The sequence below is a fragment of the Thalassospira sp. ABD4_177 genome (assembly GCF_056160125.1).
Map to the genome: position 1 here is coordinate 1506388 of NZ_JBSWWO010000001.1, position 15786 is coordinate 1522173.

Here is a 15786-nt window from a genome sequence, read left to right on the forward strand (position 1 = left end):
TTGTCCACTATGCGGTTGTATGGAAATCCGTCAAATACCGTAAAGGTTTTGTCTGTGGCTTCGGGGCGCGCACTTGGAACGGGAAGGTTCTGATGTTTATTGGCTTTTTCTATAAGCTGAAAGATGCGCGCGTGCCGGTCAGTCTGCGCGAATATTTGACCTTGCTTGAGGCCGTTGAAAAGGGGCTGGCAGGCTATTCGGTCGAGGATTTCTATTATCTGGCCCGGTCGGCCCTGGTGAAGGACGAACGCCATCTCGACAAATTTGATCGCGTATTTTCCGAGCATTTCAAGGGCGTCATTGACCTGGCTGAGGGCATGGACGAGGTCGAAAAGACCGAAATCCCCGAGGAATGGCTTAAAAAGCTTGCCGAGAAATTCCTGAGCGACGCGGAAAAGGCCGAAATCGAAGCCCTCGGCGGTTGGGAAAAACTGATGGAGACGCTTAAACAGCGTCTTGAAGAACAAAAGGGCCGCCATCAGGGCGGCAACAAATGGATCGGAACGGCCGGGACGTCACCGTTCGGCGCCTATGGCTATAACCCCGAAGGGGTGCGCATCGGACAGGATAAATCCCGTCATCGCCGGGCGGTCAAAGTCTGGGACAAGCGGGAATTCAAGAACCTTGATGACAGTGTTGAAATCGGTACACGCAACATCAAGGTGGCCCTGCGCCGTTTGCGCAAATGGGCGCGAACCGGGGCGGCGGACGAGCTTGATCTGCCTGGCACCATTACATCCACTGCGCGTCAGGGATGGCTTGATGTGCAAATGCGTCCGGAACGCCATAACGCGGTCAAGGTTTTGATGCTGTTTGATATTGGTGGATCAATGGATGATCACATCAAGGTCTGCGAAGAACTGTTTTCAGCGGTCAAAACCGAATTCAAGCATCTTGAATATTACTACTTCCACAACTGCCCCTATGAAGGACTGTGGAAGGATAATGCGCGCCGCTGGAACGAACAGGTTTCGACATGGGATGTGATCAACACCTATGGCGCGGACTACAAACTGGTGATTGTTGGCGACGCCACCATGAGCCCCTATGAAATCACCTATCCCGGGGGTGCTGTGGAATACTGGAATGCCGAAGCAGGTGCGGTGTGGATGCAGCGCTTGCTCGAGCATTTCGAACATGCCGCCTGGATCAATCCGCAACCGGAAAACTGGTGGCGGCATCATCAATCCATCCAGATCATGCACAAGCTGATGGAAGGACGCATGTTCCCGCTGACCCTTGAAGGACTGGATCGCATGACCGGGGAACTTAACCGGTAGGCGGGCGTTCATTTCCTACGTAACAGTTTGATGAAGATTGCGTGCAAGACGTGGTGACGCGTTTCTGTGCTGGCAATCCGCGCCTATAGTCCTTTGCTCAAAAGGACACTGGATAAGGATACCCGGGATGCAGATAAGCAAATTGATCAAGTCCACGCTGCTGGCATTTGGCGGGTTTGCCGCCGTGAGTTTGATGCCGGTGACTGGTTCTATGCACTCTGCCAATGCGCAGGCGCTTGATCAGGAAATGGTGGTGATTGCCCATCGCGGGGCATCTGGTTATCTGCCGGAACATACTCTTGCGGCCAAGGCATTGGCCTATGGCATGGGAGCGGATTACATCGAACAGGATGTGATTCTGTCCAAGGACGGCGTGCCGGTGATCCTGCATGACATCCATATTGATACCACCACCGACGTTGCCCAAAAATTCCCGGATCGCAAACGTGAAGACGGGCGTTATTACGCGATTGATTTCACGTTGGCGGAGCTCAAAACGCTGAACGTGACCGAACGGTTCAAGGCCGATACCGGCAAGCAGGTTTATGCTGATCGTTTCCCGGGGGACTTCGGGATGTTCAAAATCCCGACGCTGGAAGAAGAAATCAAACTCATTCAGGGCCTGAACCATTCCACCGGACGGGATGTCGGGATTTATCCGGAAATCAAGGATCCGGCCTTCCACCACGAAGAAGGACAGGATATCGCGAAAACCGTCATCACGGTGATGGAGCAGTGGGGCTATAACAACCCGGACTCAAATGCCTTTGTGCAGTGCTTTGACTGGACGGAAACCAAACGGATCCGCAAAGAGCTCAATTATCAGGGCAAGCTGGTACAGCTTCTCGGTGAAAACCGTTGGGGCCCGCCGGAAGGCACGGATTATGACTATTTGAAATCCGATGAAGGCGTGGTCGAAATGGCGCGTGTCGTCGATGGTATCGGCCCGTGGTTGCCGCAAGTGATCGAAGGGCTGAGCGAGAATGGCACGGCGATCATGACGCCAACGCTGATTGCCGCCCAGCGCGCGCAATTGAAAGTCCATCCTTATACCCTGCGGGCGGATCAATTGCCGAAATGGGCGGGCGATATGCAGATCGCGCTCAAGGCGATTTTCGATGATGCCGGGATCGATGGCATCTTTACCGACTTCCCCGATCAGGTTGTGCAGTATCTCGCGCGTAATCCGGATGCCTGATCTTTTTGATAATCGCGTTTCGTCCTGATCACGAACAGTTTGTTTCCAAGCTGGCCGTTTTCAGACGGACAATCTGACGCCATCATGTGGCGGAAATTGATTCACCAAGGAGGCCAACGTGGCAAAAGTACTGGTTCTTTACTATTCGATGTATGGACATATCGAAACGATGGCAAACGCGGTGGCAGAAGGCGCACGCGGCGTTGCTGGCACGCATGTTGACGTAAAACGCGTTCCGGAAATCATGCCCGAAGACGTTGCAAAGTCCGCTGGTGCCAAGCTTGATCAGGCCGCCCCGGAAGCAACCCCGGCAGAACTGGCCGATTATGATGCGATCATCTTTGGTGTGCCGACCCGCTTTGGTAACATGGCGTCCCAGATGCGTAACTTCCTCGATCAGACCGGCGGTCTGTGGGCCGAAGGCAAACTGATCGGCAAGGTCGGTTCTGTTTTCGCATCCACCGCGACCCAGCATGGCGGTCAGGAAACCACCATCACCTCGACCCACATCACCCTGATGCATCATGGCATGGTGATTGCCGGTGTCCCCTATAGCTGCCCGGAACTGAGCAACATGGACGAAATCACCGGCGGTACGCCTTATGGTGCGACCACCCTTGCCGGTGGCGACGGTTCCCGTCAGCCGTCTGCTAACGAACTGGCCATCGCCAAGTTCCAGGGCAAGCATGTTGCTGAACTTGCTGCCAAGCTTGCCAGCTAAGGTCAAGCGATCCTCAAGATATATCAAGGCAGCGCAGGTTTCCTGCGCTGCTTTTTTTGTTGCCATTTGATAAACAATCAGGTGCCTGATTGGGCCTTGGTTGGCGACAGTTTTGTGCGACCATGCCTGTCATGAAAATTTGTCCGGCAGAATAGCCGACAGGCACAGGAGATTTTGAAATGTCTGAGACCGTTGGTAACGCACGGGGTGTTGAGCGGATCTTGCGCGCGATGGATACGTCTGATGGTGCGGGCGTATCGCTGCGCCGGTCCATCGGAACGCCGCAGCTTGATATGCTTGATCCGTTCCTGATGCTGGACTCGCTTTCGACCGATAACCCGGATGAATATATCGCAGGCTTCCCCGAACATCCCCATCGCGGGTTTGAAACCGTGACCTATATGGTCGAAGGTGCCATGCGCCACAAGGACAGCATGGGCAATGAGGGTGTCTTGCGTTCGGGGGGCGGTCAATGGATGACGGCCGGAAGCGGGATCGTGCATTCAGAGACCCCGGAACAGGAAAACGGTCTTTTGCAGGGTTTCCAGCTTTGGATCAATCTGCCGGCCAAGGACAAAATGATCGATCCGCGCTACCAGAATATGGAGCCCGATGAACTGCCGGAAGTTTCCCCGGTCGATGGTGCCAAACTGCGTCTGCTGGCGGGGTCAATGCATGGAGCAACCGGCCCGATCAACGGCATTTCCACCGACCCGGTTTTTGTCGATGCCAAACTTGATGCCGGGGCCGAAGTAACGGTTCCGCTGCCCGAGGGGCACACAGCCGTGGTTTATGTCTTTGTCGGTGATGCGGTTGTTGCCGGGACGGATGTTCCGACCCATCATCTGGCGATCCTGAAGGACGGTGATGGTGTCACGCTGAAAGGCGGTGCTGAGGGTGGTCGGATGCTGGTGATTGCGGCACGTCCGATCCACGAGCAGGTTGTGCGCTATGGCCCGTTCGTGATGAGCAGCAAGCAGGAACTGATGCAGGCCTTTGACGATTTCCAGCGCGGCACATTTGTCCACAAGGCCGCATCCTGATCGATAAAACAATTTCTCAATCGTCCAAGACGCCCCGATTTTTGCCGGTCGGGGCGTTTTTGTGTTCGGGGGATGTTGTCATGTCTCAATGACAAGGTCGCAATGACGGTGACAAACTCCTATCTGCACTATACCAGTGTATGAATAGGGAGGTGGCCGCCAGAATGATGAATGCCCTGCAGCGTTTTGTGACCCGGATGCCGGTTTTGCTGGTGATGGTTGTGTCGTTTGCTGTTCATGCGACCGAGAACCGCGACATTCGCCTTGTGACAGGGGGACTCTTTCCCGCCATTCTCTGATCGCGCATTTGAGGGCGGCGGCATTATCACGCAAGTCGTGCGCCAAAGCTTTGAGATGGCGGGATATGAGAATGTCGAGGTCATCTGGCGTTCCTGGCCCAAGGGGTTTGAGATGACGTCCGAGGGGCAGGTCGCGGGATCTTTCCCCTATGCCTTTACCCGTGCACGTGTTTTATTTCGGATGATTGGTTGTATGGTGATGGCGTAGTGAGAGGTATGACTTATCTCAAGGAGCGGGCTGTATCATGGACTTAAAGCTGCATGCTAATGCCACCACAACACCGCGGACACGAGCCTATATTCAAGCAAGCAGTGCTTCCATTGCTGAGCTGGCCCTGGAACTTGGCGTAAGCGAGACCACCGTCCGGCGATGGAAAGGACGTGCCGATGTTCATGACCTCTCGCATCGGCCAAAGCGCATCCAGACACACTTCACCGCCTGCGAGGAAGAAATCGCTGTTGAATTACGGTCCCTGATAGGCCTCTCCATCGACGATATTCTGGAGGTCATGCGTCGCTGTGTGCGGGCCGATATCTCACGTTCGTCTCTGCATCGCTGCCTTAAGCGCCATGGTATCTCTGGCAAGCCTGCTGTCCCTAAACAGGCTTCTCAGATTTTCGAGCCTGTGGCATTCGGCTATGTTCATGTCGACCTCAAGCATCTCACCCGGATCGGCGGAAAAACAGCCTACGTTTTTGTTGCCATCGAGAGGGTGACAAGTTTTGTTCATGTAGAGATCGTTCAGAAACGAAATGCTGAAACCATTGCTGTCTGCTTCGAGCATTTTCTGGAAGCCTTTAGCTATCCTGTTCACACCGTATTGACCGATAACGGTTCGGAATTCACCGACAGGTTTGGTGGTGCCTACTGGACAACCCGCACCAAAGGAACCGGGCAGCATGCTTTCGACAAAGTCTGTGCCGCACACGGCATCAAGCACAAGCTGACGCGGCCCTATCGACCACAAACAAATGGCAAAGTCGAGCGCTTCAACCGTCGCCTCGGCGAAGCCCTCTCAAACGCTCCTGCAAACGGAAAAAATGCAGGACGAAATCGTTTCGAAACTCACGCCGAGCGCAACGACTTTATAAAAACCTTCATCGACAATTATAACAGAACAAGATTGCGATCCCTTGGGTACAAGGCACCTCTTGAGGCACTTGCCAATCTCTCGGGACACAACATGCACGCGGGAAATCGGTCTTGTTTTCCGATCCGATCATGAACCTGACGGCCTATGGCTGGTACGCCAAGAAATATGAATGGTTCGAGGATAACCTTGATCTTGTCGGCAAGACCTTGTGTTTGCCGCTGGGGTATGCCGAGCTTGGTAATACCGGGCGCATGTTCTCAACCGGGCAGGCCATCCGTCTTTCGGCACCGGATATGAAAACCTGCTTCAAGCTGCTGGCGGCCGGGCGTGTGGACAGTGTCGTCTCCCCCATTCCGGAAGCGCTGGCCTCTATTGCCGCGGCAGAGCTTCCTGTCGAGGATTTCGATCATGTTGAGGAGGGGCTGTCGGATATGCCACTTCACTTCATCGTTGGCAAAAACCACCCTCAAGCCAAGGAAATTCTGGCAGAGTTCAATAATGGCCTTGCTCTGATGCGACAAGATGGGGCTCTGGCCGAAATTCTTGCACAAGTTGAATACTGAAAGATTTGCCCGACATCCCCGTAAAGTAAGAAAACCCCTGCCAGTTTCCCCGCAGGGGTTTCTTTGTTGGCAAACTGCCGCGTGATCAGATTGATCAGGCCATTGCAGCTTTCAGACCTTCGTCCAGTTTGTCGAGGAACTGGTTGGTGGTCAGCCATTTCTGGTTCGGGCCGATCAGCAGTGCCAGATCCTTGGTCATGAAGCCGGCTTCGACGGTGTCGACGCAGACTTTTTCAAGGGTTTCAGCAAACTTGACGACTTCCGGGGTACCATCGAATTCACCACGGTATTTAAGACCCTGCGACCAGGCAAAGATCGACGCAATCGGGTTGGTCGAGGTTTCTTTGCCCTGCTGGTGCTGACGATAGTGACGGGTCACGGTGCCGTGGGCTGCTTCTGCTTCGACGGTCTGCCCATCCGGGGTCATCAGAACAGAGGTCATCAGACCAAGCGAGCCGAAGCCTTGCGCAACGGTGTCGGACTGAACGTCGCCGTCATAGTTCTTACAAGCCCAAACGAAACCACCGTTCCATTTCATCGCACATGCAACCATGTCATCGATCAGGCGGTGTTCGTAGGTGATGCCAGCTGCTTCGAACTTGTCTTTGAATTCTTCCTGGAAGACTTCTTCGAACAAGTCTTTGAAGCGGCCGTCATAGGCTTTCATGATGGTGTTCTTGGTCGACAGGTAGACCGGCCAACCGAGCGACAGACCATAGTTCATGCAAGCCCGTGCGAAGCCCTTGATGGAGTCATCAAGGTTGTACATCGACATCGCAACGCCCGAGGACGGGAAGTCGAAGACTTCGTGTTCGATGGCTTCGCCACCGTCTGCCGGCTGGAACTTGATGGTCAGTTTACCTGCGCCCGGAACCTTGAAGTCAGTCGCGCGGTACTGGTCACCGAATGCGTGACGGCCGATAACGATCGGCTGGGTCCAACCCGGAACCAGACGCGGAACGTTCGAGCAGATGATCGGCTGACGGAAAACGGTACCGCCAATGATGTTACGGATGGTGCCGTTCGGCGACTTCCACATCTTTTTCAGATCAAATTCTTCAACGCGCTGCTCATCCGGGGTGATGGTTGCGCATTTGACACCAACGCGGTGTTCCTTGATGGCGTTTGCCGCATCAATGGTGATCTGGTCGTCGGTCTCGTCACGTTTCTGGACCGAAAGATCGTAGTATTTCAGGTCAACGTCGAGATACGGCAGAATCAGTTTGTTTTTGATGAAGTCCCAGATGATCCGGGTCATCTCATCGCCGTCAAGTTCGACGATCGGATTCTTAACTTGAATCTTGCTCATAGAATACTCCCTTGCTGGCCGCGGCCGATATACAGCGCGGCTGCCATTCAAGATGGTTAAATCTCTGTCTTCCGGCGCGCGAGGGAGCGCCCTGGCCGCGTCGGGAGTGCGCAACATACAGTAAGCCACCCAAAAATCAAAGAGGGCTGGGATACAACAATGTGATGAGGGGCACGAAACCCGGAAATCCGCGCCTTCCCATCCCCTGTTCGGGCGATTTTTGTTGCCAAAAAGATCAATAATCCTGATCGTTTAGACAAATTCGACGAAAAGTTCGAAAGAACGTCCTACTGGCTTTACGGGGTTGATTTTTCTGATCCGGATCAATGACCGGATGGTCAGTTAACCGATAACGTGATGCTATTGCCGGTGCGCAGGGGGAGACTCCGGTCACCGGAACTCCATCAAAGGGGAACTGTCATGGACATGACGACGACTGAAAACATCGCTGTTCTGGTGATCTGTGTGATTGGTTTTTGCCTGCTTGGGTTTGGCTTTACCAATCGTGATCGCAACTGGGGCGTGGTGATGATGTGGATCGGCATTCTGACCATGCTTGGTCCGATTGCCTGGCGGTTGCTGACCCTGTTTGATTAATGGGTCTGGCAGTGGCACGGAAACGGGGTCGGGGGACCATGTTTTGTGCCGATATTTGCCCGCGATTTACAGGAACATCAGGACGTCATCGTTGCGGGATCAAACCCGTAACCCCGTAAAAACATATCGACAGCCGCAATAACATGTTCATGCAGGTCATTGGCCTGCGGTTCCCAGCCAACATAGGTCATCTGACGAAAATCGTAATCGGCCTTAAGCAGGCTTGTGAAAAATACCGCTGCCTGGGCGGCATTGCCCTTGGGGAAATTTCCCAACGCCATCTGGTTTTCGAAATAGTCGGTAATGATCCGCCGCCCGGTCATCAGGCCACTTTCATAAAAGACTTTCCCCAGATGCGGGAAACGCGGCACTTCCGAAAGATACAGACGCAAATAGCGGATGGTTTCGGACGTCGTCAGCATCGTCATCAGCGTTTCGCCAAACTCGATCAACGCATCGCGCAGGGGCTTTTGCGCCAGATCGAGATCGGCCAGCATCGATGTGACTCGGCCCGTGCAATCGCGAATGACGGCCTCAAACACCCCATCCTTGTTGCCAAACAGTTCGTAAATCGTGCGGCGTGATCCGCCGGCCTCGGCCGTGATCATTTCCAGTGTCGTACCCGCAAGCCCATGTTCGCAAAACAATTCGCGCGCCGCTTCGATCATGGCTTCGCGACGTTTCAGGGTTCTGGGATCAATCTTTTTGCTGTCTGGCACAGGGGTTTTCCGATTCCGGACTTGACGTTTGGTACTGGTTAGTACCATAAATTCCGAAATGGTACTGATCAATACCAAAAGGAAAAATCAGGCAATGAGTGTGAAGAAGATCATCCTGCCCCTGATCGCAGCGGCGATTATCGGTGGCGGTGGATATTACGGGTACTACTGGATGACCGAAGGTCAGTACCATGAAAGTACCGATAACGCCTATCTGCAGGCCGATGAGGTTGCCGTATCGCCCAAGGTATCAGGCTATGTCGGGGATTTGCGGGTGGCGGAAAACCAGCCGGTGCGCAAGGGTGATTTGCTTTTGACCATCAAGGATGCGGATTTCCGCCTTGAACTGGCTGAGGCCAATGCCGCCCTTGAGGCGCGCCGGTCTGCGGTTCGCACCATGGAAGAACAAATTGCCCTTCAGGATGCTGCGATCCAACAGGCGGCTGCCAATGTCGATATTGCGCGGGTCGAACTGGAACGCACCAGCGATGACTTCAATCGGTATGACGATCTGGTCAAAAAGGGTGCGGCCAGCCGTCAGAGATTTGATTACGCCAAGGCAGATCGCGAAAGCGCACAGGCACAGGTGGCTGCGGCCAATGCTACTTTGGCGGTTGAGAAAGGTCGCCTTGGGGTGTTGCAGGCCCAGAAAATAGAGGCGGAGCGCGCCGTAAGACAGGCCGAAGCCGCACGCGATCTTGCCCAGCAGGCGCTTGATGACACCCGCATTTACGCGCCGTTTGATGGCGTGGTTGGCAACCGGTCGGTCCAGACCGGGGCCTTGGTTCAGCCGGGCGAGCAGCTTCTGGTGCTGGTGCCGTTGCCCGGCACCTATATCGTTGCCAATTTCAAGGAAACCCAGATCAGCCACATGGCACCGGGCCAGAAGGTCGCGGTTGAGGTCGATGCCTTCCCCGATGCCGAAATCATCGGCCATATCGCAAGCTTTGCACCGGCCACAGGGGCGCTGTTCAGCCTGTTGCCGCCGGAAAATGCCACCGGGAACTTCACCAAAATCACCCAGCGTGTCCCGGTTCGGATCGAGCTTGATGACAGCAAATGGGCCAAGGCATTGCGACCGGGCCTGTCGGTGGTGGTCAATGTCGATACCCGTAATGCCAATGGCGAGGAAGAAACCGCCGGCGTTGGTCTTGCGCAGGGTGTGGTTCCGACGGCGGAACTTTCGGAGCTTAACTGATGGCAACCGCCAGCCCGGCAGCGACCGGCCAATCTGAAACACGTCCGATGGAAACCGCCCAGTTTGTCGGCTGGGTCGCGATGGTTGTCGGCATGTTTCTGGCGATCCTTGATATTCAGATCGTCGCCAGTTCGCTTGAAAACATTCAGGCGGGCCTGTCGGCAAGCCCCGATGAAATCGGCTGGGTCCAGACGAGCTATCTGATTGCCGAAGTGGTGATGATCCCGCTTTCGGGCTTTTTGTCGCGGCTGATGTCAACGCGCTGGTTGTTCGTGATTTCCGCCCTTGGCTTTACGGTGATGTCGGTGGCATCGGCCTTTGCCTGGTCGATCGAAAGCATGATCTGGTTCCGCGCGCTGCAGGGTTTTCTGGGCGGGGCGATGATCCCGACCGTGTTTGCCACGACCTATAGCATTTTCCCGCCGGAAAAGCGTAATGCCGCCTCGGTCATGACGGGTCTGATTGCCACCATGGCCCCGACCATTGGTCCGACCCTTGGCGGGTTTTTGACCCAGTCGCTTTCGTGGCACTGGCTGTTTCTGATCAATGTCATTCCCGGCCTGATGATTGCGGCCGTGGTCGCCATGACATTGCGCGTGGACCGTGGTGATATCGGCTTGCTCAAGGGGTTTGATCTGCGCGGGCTTTTATCGATGGCGGTGTTTCTCGGCAGTCTGGAATATGTCCTGGATGAAGGGCCCAAGGATGACTGGTTTGATGAAACCGCCATCATCTATGGCACAATTACCTGCGTCCTTGCCGGGATCTATTTCTTCTGGCGGATGTTTACCTATGACAAGCCGATTGTGGATCTGAAATCCTTTGCCGATCGCAACTTCACCATGGGCTGCGTGTTCAGCTTTACGCTTGGTGTCGGGCTGTATGGTAGTGTCTATGTCATGCCGCTGATGCTCGGACGTGTGCGGGGCTATGACAGTCTTGAGATCGGCGTGATCATGGCCGTGACCGGGATTACCCAGTTCCTGTCGGCACCGATTGCCGGGAAGATGACCGCGAAATATCCGCCGCGTGTGGTGCTGGGCATCGGGCTTGCGCTGTTTGCTGCCGGCCTTGCCATGCATGGTTTCAATACCAGCGAGGTGTCCTTTAACGAGCTGATTTGGCCGCAGGTCGTGCGTGGGGCGGCTTTGATGTTCTGTATGTTGCCGGTGACCAACCTGGCGCTTGGCACATTGCCACCCGAAAAGATCAAAAACGCCAGCGGGCTTTATAACCTGATGCGTAATCTGGGTGGGGCGATTGGCATGGCTGCGATCAACACGCTGCTGGACAAGCGGATCGATTATCACTTCTCGATCCTGTCTGATCACATCAACCCGGCCAGCACGGCGTTCAAGGATTATCTGGCGACCATCACGGCGCGCTATAGCGAGATGGGCCTGCCTGACCCGCATGCGGCGGCGATGAAATTCATTGTGGGTATCGTCAATCGGGAGGCATCCATCATTTCATTTAATGACGTGTATCTGGCGATGGCGGCAGCCTTCCTGATTGCGTTTCTGTTGCTGCCCTTTGCCAAACCGCCCCGTGCCACGGCAGGCGGCGGAGGCGGTCACTAGGCGAATTTGGATTTTTTGAGTTGGTCGCACATAGTTTCCCCGACCCCGGCAAGCTTATGCTTGCGTGCGACCCTACCGGTCCCTGCTCTGCAGGGGCCGGTTTTTCTTTGTGGTCTATTGCCAAAAGAAAAACCCCGCCATCTTTGTCTGGCGGGGTTTCGCAGGTTCCGCTTTGCTATGATCAGTTGGCAATCATGGCTTCGGGTTTTGGCGTATCCGCGGAACTGACCGGCAGGATCGGATAGGTGACCTGCGGTTCCTGACCTGTCAGGGTCTGAAGGAAGGCGGTGATTGCCTTGACTTCGTCATCCGACAGTTCGGCACCCAGCTGGGAGCTGCTCATGATCGCGACCGCCTGTTCCAGATTCCAGACTTTGCCGGAATGGAAATACGGTGCGGTGAGTGCGATGTTACGCAGCGGACCTGCGCGGAAGACATAGTCATCCGTTGCCGTCTGGGTGACAGCAAAGCGGCCCTTGTCATCTGGCGGCAGGACTTCGGAGCCCGGCTGTTCGACAACACCGAACGGATAGTAACCGGTACCGCCAACGTTCACGCCGTTGTGGCAGGATGCGCAGCCGGTATCGATGAACAGTTCAAGACCGGTCATCTCGGTTTCGGTCATGATGGTGTCGTTGCCTTCAAGGAACTGGTCAAACCGGGATGCCGGGGTGATCAGGGTTGCCTCGAAGGCCTCGATGGCCCGTGCCATATTGTCAAAGGTGACCGGATCGTCTTCGCCCGGGAATGCCGTTTTGAAATGTTCGACATACTCCGGAATGGATTTCAGAACCGTCACTACACGCTCAGGCGTGCTGGCCATTTCAACGCCGGCCTGAACCGGGCCTTTGGCCTGCGCCTTGAGATCTTCGGCGCGGCCATCCCAGAACTGGGCTTCGTTGAAGACAGCGTTCAGAACCGTCGGAGCGTTACGCGGGCCTTTCTGCCAGCCATGCCCGATGGAGGTTTCCAGGTTGTCATCCCCACCCATACCAAGGTTGTGGCACGTGTTGCATGAAATGATCGCACTGGAAGACAGACGCGGTTCGAAGAACAGCATCTTGCCCAGCTCAACCTTTTCACGGGTGACGGCATTGCCTTCGATGGCGGGAACCATCGACGGAATGACTTCAAAATAGTCCAGCGCGCTCTCACGAAGTTCGGCTGGTTCTGCCGCGATTGCCGCACCGCCAAGGGCACATGCCGCAACGGTGGACAGAAGGGCTTTGGTAAGTAAACGACGGGATTTCATTTTGTCTCTCCCATTTTGGTGGTCCGGCTACTAGACCAAAAACGGGGCTGTGAAACCCTTACTTTCATCAACCCATTAATAAAATAGTATTGCAAATCAATAGAGTAGTTTTAATTTCAATAATGAAGATTCGCAATATACGGTGTTAATAAGACACCGGAGCCAAAAGAAAACGCCCGGGTGGGAGGCCCGGGCGTTGATGCCTTTCGGGGGATGATGCCGAAAGGCGCAAGATGTTGCAGCCACACTGCGAACGGGGGGAGATCGCATGGCCCTCCGCGTGTGGTGTCACGGAGATACATCCTGCAGGGGTCAGTTGCACAGACCACTCTGGTGCAATGATGCCCTGAAGGAAAGAGATCGAGAACACACCCCTGTTGGTTGGCGATTGGCCACTGGCCAGACGCGCCGAAAGACCGGTCAGCTCGGAATGTATTCTGCACTCCAGGATTCACTGAGATCCCCGGATTTCAGCATTGCTTCAATCGCCTGATCGGCATAGCCAAGATCCTTAAGGATATCGCGTGTTGAGGCGCCAAATTTCTCCGACGGGGCCAGGGCAATAACCTTTGAACGGGTTGTCCGGACTGCATACGGGTCAAGCTGAATGACTTCATGGCCGCTGGGGTGGTCGGGATAGACCGAGAAGGAATAGCTGCCCCTGTCCGTTCCCGGTGTGCCATCGGTCTCACGGGTGTTTTCAGCGCGCAAGGCATCAATATTGTCGCAGATGGCAGCGCCGATATCGGCCGCATGCAGGCGTTCGATCCATTCGGCGGCGGGCATGGTCTGAAAGGCGGTGGCAAGATAGACCGCGCGTTCTTCGACCGGTACATCTGGCAAGTCTTCAAGCCCTTCGACTGCACGAAATCTTGGAACATCGTCTTCATAGGCGCTGAGCAGCACATAGATGCCCGATGCGGTGCTATAGAAGCGGTTCAGGTCATCATTGCCGTTCATTTCAGGGCCGGATGGTTCATCAAACAACCCGCGCCCGCGATAATCATAGGCAAAGGGTATCTGCAAAAGACCGCTATTGGCCGTAAGCGACGTTCTGCCACGCCCGATCCGCCCGAAGCGGTATTTCTGATACAGGGCGGCTGCAACGGCAAGTGCCCCGCCAAAGCCGCACATGACATCAATCGTGCCAACGTGGGCATGTTCTTCGGGGCGGTCCATCGCACCGCCAAAGCGCAGCATGATCCCGGTTGCGGCCTGCACCAGATCGTCATAACCGATATAGTCGGTCCGCACGCCGCGATTGACGCCGCTAAAGCAATCGAGTTTGCAGAAGATGGCATTGGGGTTGAGCTTGCGCAGGTTTTCGGCATCCAACCCCACACGCTTGATCTGGCTATCCGGGGCATTCCAGATGATGACATCAACCGATTTCACCAGATCCTCAAAGACCTTGCGGCCATGTTCGGACTTGATGTCAGCCAGGATCGATTTTTTGCCACGCATCTGTGACAGGCCATAAATGACAGTATTCCAGCTATCATACATCGGCACAGACGGTTCCAGCTTGATAACCTCGGCCCCGAAGCGAGCCAGATAACAGGCAGCATGCGGCCCGGCAATGACATTGCAGAGATCAAGGATCTTGACCCCTGAAAGCCAGCCTTCCTGCTCAATTGCGTCCTCCGGGTCGGGAATCTCGGTGCGATGTTTTTTGAGGATTTTGAGTGCTTCGTTGAAATCGACCCAACGACGCGGTTCGGGCTTAAGGGCCTCTTCGCCGCTTTCCTCCATCCAGACGACGGGACCGGGCGTTGTCATTTCGCCGTATTCAGGATCCCACGTATCGATCATCAAACCGGATCCTTCGGCATATTCATCGTGGATCCATTCCTGAAGCCAGCGTTGCGGGGCGCCGGGAATGCCGCCGCGACCAAACATCTTTTTCCATTCATGCGACGTCCGGGTCATGAAGACTTCTTTCATGCGCGCAGCAGTCTTGTCCGCCCAGTCTTTTGGCATCGGATAAACGCCAAGCGACGTTTCGGATGTCCATTCGCATTGCGGTTTATAGGTGTCTTCTTCGGATGTCAGGCCATCGGCGACGAGTTCGTCATAAAGACCAAGTACTTCAAGACAACGTTTGGCGTGATATTTGTGGCTTGGGCAGACCACATAGAACATGCGGCCATCCTTGCACATGTAGCTTCTGAAGAACGGATCAAGAAGTTCCTGCAGTTCATCGTAGCTGACATTCATCGGCAGACCTTCAATACGCCTGCGTTCGATTTCGAGTTCGCGCTGGGTCAGATAGCGTTTGGGAATGTCCGATATCTTGATCGAGTTATAGCAAAGCCCCTCCATGATGGCGGCGGCCAGCGGCACTTCGATCTGATCGCCCAATCCGGTGATCTGACGCGATTGCATGGCCAGAACCACTGAAGACGCCGCAATTTGCGCCGCATAGGCCGATGACAGTGGCAAGGGCGAAAATGACGGGTTCAGGCCCATAAGTACACGGTTAAGCCCCATATCGGTGAAAACGCCAGAGCTTGCAGCAACGATGCTTTCAAATGCGCGCTGTTCGCGGCGTTCTTCATCGTTGGATGCAAATCCCGGGACAGACAGGGTGATCAGCTCCGGGCGGTCCTTGCGCATCTTGGCAAAATCAAACCCAAGCTTGGCGAATTTTCCGGGGCGGAAGTTTTCGATGATGATGTCGGCCTCGGCGCAAAGGGCATGCGCCTGTTCACGGCCCTCGTCGGACTTCAGGTCCAGATTGAGGATCACCTTGTTGCGATTAAGCGTCGCATTTGCCGGACTGTCCCACATCGGGCCACCGGGCGGGTCGATATGAACGACCGTCGCACCAAGATCACCAAGCAACATCGCCACAGCCGGGCCTGCGATATACTGGCCGAAATCGATAACCTTGACCCCTGTCAGAGGGAGTTGGGAAAACCGGGTATACATTT

Annotated in this window: 14 protein-coding genes; 10 read left to right on the plus strand and 4 right to left on the minus strand. The window is 55.0% G+C overall.

Going from position 1 to position 15786, the window contains the following annotated elements; translation table 11 throughout:
- Positions 1-92: 92 nt before the first annotated feature.
- The 7 genes from ACXAF0_RS06905 (at position 93) to ACXAF0_RS06935 (ending at position 6198) form a co-directional block, all read left to right on the plus strand.
- Positions 93-1280 carry a vWA domain-containing protein gene (locus tag ACXAF0_RS06905; RefSeq protein ID WP_475345148.1) on the plus strand — a complete coding sequence of 396 codons (1188 nt, stop codon included), beginning with the start codon at positions 93-95 and terminating at the stop codon, positions 1278-1280.
- 127 nt (positions 1281-1407) lie between these two features.
- Positions 1408-2478 (plus strand): glycerophosphodiester phosphodiesterase, encoded by a 1071-nt coding sequence (glpQ, locus tag ACXAF0_RS06910; RefSeq protein WP_475345149.1) that lies wholly within the window; start codon positions 1408-1410, stop codon positions 2476-2478.
- 118 nt (positions 2479-2596) lie between these two features.
- On the plus strand, positions 2597-3199 hold the full coding sequence (gene wrbA / locus ACXAF0_RS06915; protein ID WP_475345150.1) for an NAD(P)H:quinone oxidoreductase: 603 nt from the start codon (positions 2597-2599) through the stop codon (positions 3197-3199).
- Positions 3200-3378: 179 nt separating this feature from the next.
- On the plus strand, positions 3379-4242 hold the full coding sequence (locus ACXAF0_RS06920; protein ID WP_475345151.1) for a pirin family protein: 864 nt from the start codon (positions 3379-3381) through the stop codon (positions 4240-4242).
- Positions 4243-4406: 164 nt separating this feature from the next.
- Positions 4407-4541, plus strand: a complete 135-nt coding sequence (locus ACXAF0_RS06925; protein WP_475345152.1) for a hypothetical protein — start codon at positions 4407-4409, stop codon at positions 4539-4541.
- Positions 4542-4786: 245 nt separating this feature from the next.
- The gene (locus tag ACXAF0_RS06930) at positions 4787-5767 is read left to right on the plus strand and encodes a DDE-type integrase/transposase/recombinase (protein ID WP_475345153.1); all 981 of its coding nucleotides are present in this window, start codon (positions 4787-4789) and stop codon (positions 5765-5767) included.
- Complete coding sequence (locus tag ACXAF0_RS06935) at positions 5746-6198, plus strand: substrate-binding periplasmic protein (protein WP_475345154.1); 453 nt, start codon at positions 5746-5748, stop codon at positions 6196-6198. The genes ACXAF0_RS06930 and ACXAF0_RS06935 overlap by 22 nt, the downstream gene beginning before the upstream one ends.
- Before the next feature lie 94 nt (positions 6199-6292).
- Here ACXAF0_RS06935 and ACXAF0_RS06940 read toward each other — a convergent pair whose 3' ends face one another.
- Entirely contained in the window at positions 6293-7507 is a 1215-nt protein-coding gene (locus ACXAF0_RS06940) for an NADP-dependent isocitrate dehydrogenase (RefSeq protein ID WP_475345155.1), read from the minus strand.
- A gap of 426 nt (positions 7508-7933) precedes the next feature.
- Here ACXAF0_RS06940 and ACXAF0_RS06945 point away from each other — a divergent pair, with 426 nt between their 5' ends.
- The gene (locus tag ACXAF0_RS06945) at positions 7934-8104 is read left to right on the plus strand and encodes a hypothetical protein (protein ID WP_475345156.1); all 171 of its coding nucleotides are present in this window, start codon (positions 7934-7936) and stop codon (positions 8102-8104) included.
- A 77-nt stretch (positions 8105-8181) separates the two neighbouring features.
- Here ACXAF0_RS06945 and ACXAF0_RS06950 read toward each other — a convergent pair whose 3' ends face one another.
- Positions 8182-8823: a TetR/AcrR family transcriptional regulator gene (locus ACXAF0_RS06950; protein WP_475345157.1), complete on the minus strand. Its 642-nt coding sequence runs from the start codon at positions 8821-8823 to the stop codon at positions 8182-8184.
- A gap of 94 nt (positions 8824-8917) precedes the next feature.
- On the opposite strand from ACXAF0_RS06950, the gene ACXAF0_RS06955 reads away from it, so the two are divergent.
- Both ACXAF0_RS06955 and ACXAF0_RS06960 read left to right on the plus strand, forming a co-directional pair.
- A complete protein-coding gene (locus ACXAF0_RS06955) occupies positions 8918-10021 on the plus strand; it encodes an HlyD family secretion protein (protein ID WP_475345158.1) in 1104 nt (367 codons plus the stop codon).
- The gene (locus ACXAF0_RS06960) at positions 10021-11601 is read left to right on the plus strand and encodes a DHA2 family efflux MFS transporter permease subunit (protein WP_475345159.1); all 1581 of its coding nucleotides are present in this window, start codon (positions 10021-10023) and stop codon (positions 11599-11601) included. Before ACXAF0_RS06955 ends, ACXAF0_RS06960 begins: the two co-directional genes overlap by 1 nt.
- Before the next feature lie 181 nt (positions 11602-11782).
- Here the strand turns inward: ACXAF0_RS06960 and ACXAF0_RS06965 are convergent, their stop codons facing one another.
- Together ACXAF0_RS06965 and ACXAF0_RS06970 are read right to left on the minus strand one after the other, a co-directional pair.
- Positions 11783-12853, minus strand: a complete 1071-nt coding sequence (locus ACXAF0_RS06965) for a cytochrome-c peroxidase (RefSeq protein ID WP_475345160.1) — start codon at positions 12851-12853, stop codon at positions 11783-11785.
- Positions 12854-13273: 420 nt separating this feature from the next.
- Positions 13274-15784: a CoA transferase gene (locus tag ACXAF0_RS06970; RefSeq protein WP_475345161.1), complete on the minus strand. Its 2511-nt coding sequence runs from the start codon at positions 15782-15784 to the stop codon at positions 13274-13276.
- Positions 15785-15786 lie beyond the last annotated feature (2 nt).

What these genes read in the sequence shown, in the direction of transcription:
- ACXAF0_RS06905 (WP_475345148.1), top strand. Translation starts at nt 93, where the DNA reads ATGTTTATTGGCTTTTTCTATAAGCTGAAAGATGCGCGCGTGCCGGTC.
- glpQ (WP_475345149.1), top strand. Translation starts at nt 1,408, where the DNA reads ATGCAGATAAGCAAATTGATCAAGTCCACGCTGCTGGCATTTGGCGGG.
- ACXAF0_RS06920 (WP_475345151.1), top strand. Translation starts at nt 3,379, where the DNA reads ATGTCTGAGACCGTTGGTAACGCACGGGGTGTTGAGCGGATCTTGCGC.
- ACXAF0_RS06925 (WP_475345152.1), top strand. Translation starts at nt 4,407, where the DNA reads ATGATGAATGCCCTGCAGCGTTTTGTGACCCGGATGCCGGTTTTGCTG.
- ACXAF0_RS06930 (WP_475345153.1), top strand. Translation starts at nt 4,787, where the DNA reads ATGGACTTAAAGCTGCATGCTAATGCCACCACAACACCGCGGACACGA.
- ACXAF0_RS06940 (WP_475345155.1), bottom strand. Translation starts at nt 7,507, where the DNA reads ATGAGCAAGATTCAAGTTAAGAATCCGATCGTCGAACTTGACGGCGAT.
- ACXAF0_RS06945 (WP_475345156.1), top strand. Translation starts at nt 7,934, where the DNA reads ATGACGACGACTGAAAACATCGCTGTTCTGGTGATCTGTGTGATTGGT.
- ACXAF0_RS06955 (WP_475345158.1), top strand. Translation starts at nt 8,918, where the DNA reads ATGAGTGTGAAGAAGATCATCCTGCCCCTGATCGCAGCGGCGATTATC.
- ACXAF0_RS06960 (WP_475345159.1), top strand. Translation starts at nt 10,021, where the DNA reads ATGGCAACCGCCAGCCCGGCAGCGACCGGCCAATCTGAAACACGTCCG.
- ACXAF0_RS06965 (WP_475345160.1), bottom strand. Translation starts at nt 12,853, where the DNA reads ATGAAATCCCGTCGTTTACTTACCAAAGCCCTTCTGTCCACCGTTGCG.
- ACXAF0_RS06970 (WP_475345161.1), bottom strand. Translation starts at nt 15,784, where the DNA reads ATGTATACCCGGTTTTCCCAACTCCCTCTGACAGGGGTCAAGGTTATC.